At 68.4% G+C, this 837-nt stretch carries 1 protein-coding gene and 1 pseudogene; both read left to right on the top strand.

Annotated elements, in window-relative coordinates; genetic code table 11:
* Positions 1-143 (top strand): hypothetical protein (locus ASH02_RS27515; protein WP_442938397.1); only part of this gene is annotated, 143 nt, incomplete at both ends.
* A 1-nt stretch (position 144) separates the two neighbouring features.
* Positions 145-816 (top strand): annotated as a pseudogene (locus tag ASH02_RS27520) (DUF222 domain-containing protein); the annotation flags it as partial.
* Positions 817-837 lie beyond the last annotated feature (21 nt).

Raw genomic sequence — 837 nt, forward strand, 5'->3', positions numbered from 1 at the left:
GGCAGCACTCCCCGCACGACCTGCGGATCCTGGGCCGCAAGATCCTCTCCATCGTCGCCCCGGGCCTGGTCGAGGACGAAGAACGCAAGCGGGTCGAGGAGGAGGAACGCCGCGCGCACGCGAAGTCCCGGTTGTGGTTCAAGNAACAACGGTGACGGCACCGTCGAGCTGCGCGCCACCCTCTCCGAGGCCGCCGCGGCCCGGCTCAAGGCGGTGTTGAACGCGGTGACCTCACCCCGACACCAGTCCACCCCGGGTGGGGGTGCGGCACCGTTGACCGATCCCGCGACCGGGAAGAAGGTTCCCTTCGACCAACGCCGTGGGCTGGCCTTCGAGGCCCTCCTCGAGGGCCTGGACCCCGACGCGTTGCCGGTGCATGGCGGCAACGGCACCACTCTGGTGATCACCATGGACCTGGCCGACCTGCTCGCCGGGATCGGTGTCGGGGTCCTGCCTGATGGGTCCAAGATCTCCGCCACCCAGGTCCGCCGCCTCTCGTGCACCGCGAAGATGGTCCCCGCCGTTCTGGGTGGGGAGTCCGAGGTGCTCGACCAGGGCCGCGCGAAACGGTTGTTCACCGGCCCGCAGATCCTCGCCATGGGGATCCGTGACAAGACCTGCCGCAGCGAGGGGTGCCTGGTGCCGGCCAAGTGGTGCGAAGCCCACCACCACACCTTGTCCTGGTTGCACGGAGGTCGGACCGACACCAAGGACGGCAAGCTCTTGTGCTCGTGGCACCACCACCGTGCCCACGACGACACCTACGACATGACGCTGATGGCCAACGGTGACGTCCGGTTCCGCAAACGCACCTAGGCCATACCCGAATGGCCGCAG

Source organism: Nocardioides sp. Soil796, assembly GCF_001429525.1.
Lineage (GTDB): Bacteria > Actinomycetota > Actinomycetes > Propionibacteriales > Nocardioidaceae > Nocardioides.